This is a genomic window from Streptomyces sp. NPDC059009 (genome assembly GCF_042740175.1).
In the GTDB taxonomy this organism is placed as follows: domain Bacteria; phylum Actinomycetota; class Actinomycetes; order Streptomycetales; family Streptomycetaceae; genus Streptomyces.
On the sequence record NZ_JBHYJB010000062.1, the window covers coordinates 48,892 to 51,780 of the forward strand.

At 73.1% G+C, this 2,889-nt stretch carries 3 protein-coding genes; all 3 read left to right on the plus strand.

Going from position 1 to position 2,889, the window contains the following annotated elements:
- Positions 1 to 10: 10 nt before the first annotated feature.
- The 3 genes from ACFWYM_RS41255 to ACFWYM_RS41265 are packed head-to-tail and all read left to right on the plus strand — an operon-like array spanning position 11 to position 2,770.
- The gene (locus tag ACFWYM_RS41255) at positions 11 to 1,018 is read left to right on the plus strand and encodes an ATP-binding cassette domain-containing protein (RefSeq protein ID WP_384849657.1); all 1,008 of its coding nucleotides are present in this window, start codon (positions 11 to 13) and stop codon (positions 1,016 to 1,018) included.
- A complete protein-coding gene (locus tag ACFWYM_RS41260; RefSeq protein ID WP_384849660.1) occupies positions 1,015 to 1,857 on the plus strand; it encodes an ABC transporter permease in 843 nt (280 codons plus the stop codon). Before ACFWYM_RS41255 ends, ACFWYM_RS41260 begins: the two co-directional genes overlap by 4 nt.
- Before the next feature lie 28 nt (positions 1,858 to 1,885).
- Positions 1,886 to 2,770: a tryptophan 2,3-dioxygenase family protein gene (locus ACFWYM_RS41265; protein ID WP_384849663.1), complete on the plus strand. Its 885-nt coding sequence runs from the start codon at positions 1,886 to 1,888 to the stop codon at positions 2,768 to 2,770.
- Positions 2,771 to 2,889 lie beyond the last annotated feature (119 nt).

Below are 2,889 nucleotides of genomic sequence, written 5' to 3' on the forward strand. Positions count from 1 at the left end.
GGAGACAGCAGTGGAGCTGGCAATCCAGGCGGAGGGACTCCGCAAGCGCTACGGGGACCACGAGGCCCTGCGCGGCGTCGACCTCGCCGTCCCGGCCGGCACCGTGCTCGGTGTCCTCGGCCCGAACGGCGCGGGCAAGACCACGACCGTACGGATCCTCGCGACCCTCCTGGAACCCGACGCGGGCTCGGCCCGGGTCGCCGGGTACGACGTGGTCCGCGAGCGCAAGGAGGTGCAGCGCGCCATCGGGCTCACCGGCCAGTACGCGGCCGTCGACGAGCAGCTCACCGGCGCCGAGAACCTCCGCATGGTCGGCATGCTGCAGCGCCTCAGCAGGCCCGCGGCCAAGCGGCGGGCCGCCGAACTCCTGGAGCGGTTCCGGCTCACCGACGCCGCCGGGCGCACCGCCGGGACCTACTCGGGCGGCATGCGCCGCCGCCTCGACCTCGCCGTCAGCCTGGTCGCGCGGCCGTCCGTGCTCTTCCTCGACGAGCCCACCACCGGGCTCGACCCGGCCAGCCGCCTCGACCTGTGGGCGATGATCCGCGAACAGGTGGCGAGCGGCGTCACCGTCCTGCTCACCACCCAATACCTCGAAGAGGCCGACCAGTTGGCCGACCGCAACGTGGTCATCGACTCCGGCCGCGTCATCGCCGAGGGCACCTCGGACGAGCTGAAGCGCAAGGTCGGCGGGGAGCGCCTCGAGGTCGGCCTCGCCGACCCGGAGCAGCGCGCCGCCGCGGCCGCCGCGCTCAGCCGCGCCGTGGGCGCCGTGCCGGTCGCCGACGACGACGGGCGGGTCCTGCGCGTCCAGCTCGCCACCGGACTCGACGACATCGCGGAGGCGGCCGCCGCACTGCGCGCGAGCGGCGTCGCGGTCAGCGACTTCGCGGTCCGCCGCCCCTCCCTCGACGACGTGTTCCTCAGCCTCACCGGGCGTTCGGACGCCACAGCGGCAGACCCGGCGGCAGCCCCCGCGGACGCCCGTACGCGCGAGACGGAAAGGAGTGCGGCATGAGCGTGCTCACCGCCCCCGCCCCCGGCCCGGACCAGCTGCGCGGCGACGGCTTCGGCGCCGCCCTCACCGACGGTGTGATCTGCGTCGAACGGCACCTGCGCCATCTGCGCCGCGCACCCGGGCGCCTCGTCAACGCCGTTGTGCTCCCCATGGTGTTCGCGCTGCTCTTCGGCGTCCTGTTCGGCAGCGTCATCGAGGTGCCGAACGGCGGCTACGAAGAGTTCATCATGGCGGGCATCTTCGTCCAGGGCGTCCTGAGCGCCGTGCCCGGCACCGCCGTCGGCGCCGTCGAGGACCTGCGCAACGGGCTCGTCGACCGGTTCCGCTCGCTGCCCATGTCGGGCGCGGCCGTGCTGATCGGGCGCACCGTCGGCGACACCGTGCTGCGCGCCATCGGCTGTGTCGCCATGGCCGCGGTCGGCCTCGGCATCGGCTGGCGCACCCACGAGAACGCCCTCAAGGTCCTCGCGGGCTTCGGGATCCTGCTGCTCTTCGGCTTCACGGTGGCCTGGCTCGGGGCGCTCATCGGGCTCTCGCTCGGCGACCCGACGACCGCCTCGTCGGTGCCGTCGCTGCTCCTGATGCCCGTGATGTTCCTGTCCAACGCCTTCATCCCGCTGACCGGCCTGCCGCACTGGCTGACCGTCGCCGCCGAGTGGAATCCGCTCAGCTCCGTCGTCGGCGCCTGCCGCGAGCTGTGGGGCAACCCCACCGCGGCCGCGGGGCACTCCTTCCCGAACGACCACCCCGTCGCGCTCAGCCTGGTCTGGATGGCGCTGATCCTCGCGACCGTCGCACCGCTCGCCATCCGCAAGTACCGCACCGCCGCCGCCCGTTGAGCGGCGCACACCGAGGGGACAGCCGCGCATGACCGACACCATCGCCGAACCCATCACCCCCAACCCCCCGCCGGGCCCGGCCGACGCGCCGGCGAACGCCGACGAACCCCTGTCGTACGGCTCCTACCTGGAGGTCGCCGACCTGCTGCGGCTCCAGCGGCCGCGCACCGACGCCCACGACGAGAAGCTGTTCATCATCACCCACCAGGCCATCGAGCTGTGGTTCTCCTGCGCGCTGGACGAGCTGGAGCTGATCCGCACCGCCATCGACCGGGAGATGTTCGGGCAGGCCCGCTGGTCGCTGCGGCGGCTCACCCGGGTGACCGGCCTGTGGCTCGGGCACCTGGACGTCCTCACCACCATGACCCCGGCCGGGTTCAATGAATTCCGGGGCGCGCTGGGGGAGTCCAGCGGATTCCAGTCGGTGCAGTTCCGCGAGCTGGAGATGGCCTCGGGGCTCCGGGACCGCCGCTATCTGAACCTGCCGGGCGCCACGGACGAGGAGCGGGAGCGGCTGCGGCGCCGCTTCCAGGAGCCCAACGTCGCCGACGCCTTCACCCGCGCCCTGGAGCGGCGCGGCCTCACCCCCGAGAAGCTCTTCGCACCGGGCCAGCCCGACGAGGAGCTGCGCGACACCGCCGAGGACCTCCTCGAGTACGACGCGCTCTTCCACCAATGGCGCTACCAGCACTGGATGCTGGTGGTCCGGGCTCTCGGCACCCGCCCGGGCAGCGGCGGCAGCGCGGGCGCCGCGTTCCTGCGCTCCACGCTCGACAAGTGGTTCTACCCCGACCTGCACGAGGCCCGCAGCCAGGTGCACGCCGCACCCGCCGAGGAGACGAGCGAGGTCGAGGGCGACGGCAATGTCGTATACGGCTGCCCGATGGGGTACGGGTCGGACTTGTCGACCTGATGAAGCCGAGGGCCTGTCCGGTGGATCTGGCCGCGGTCGCGGGGGCTGGTGCGCCGATCTGCGGCGTTGTCGTCGGTTGCCAACGCTCCGCGTTGTCGCCCTCCTCCGCCTTGCATCCC

Excerpts from the sequence above, each read along its gene's own strand:
- ACFWYM_RS41260 (WP_384849660.1), top strand. The coding sequence starts at position 1,015 with ATGAGCGTGCTCACCGCCCCCGCCCCCGGCCCGGACCAGCTGCGCGGC.
- ACFWYM_RS41265 (WP_384849663.1), top strand. The coding sequence starts at position 1,886 with ATGACCGACACCATCGCCGAACCCATCACCCCCAACCCCCCGCCGGGC.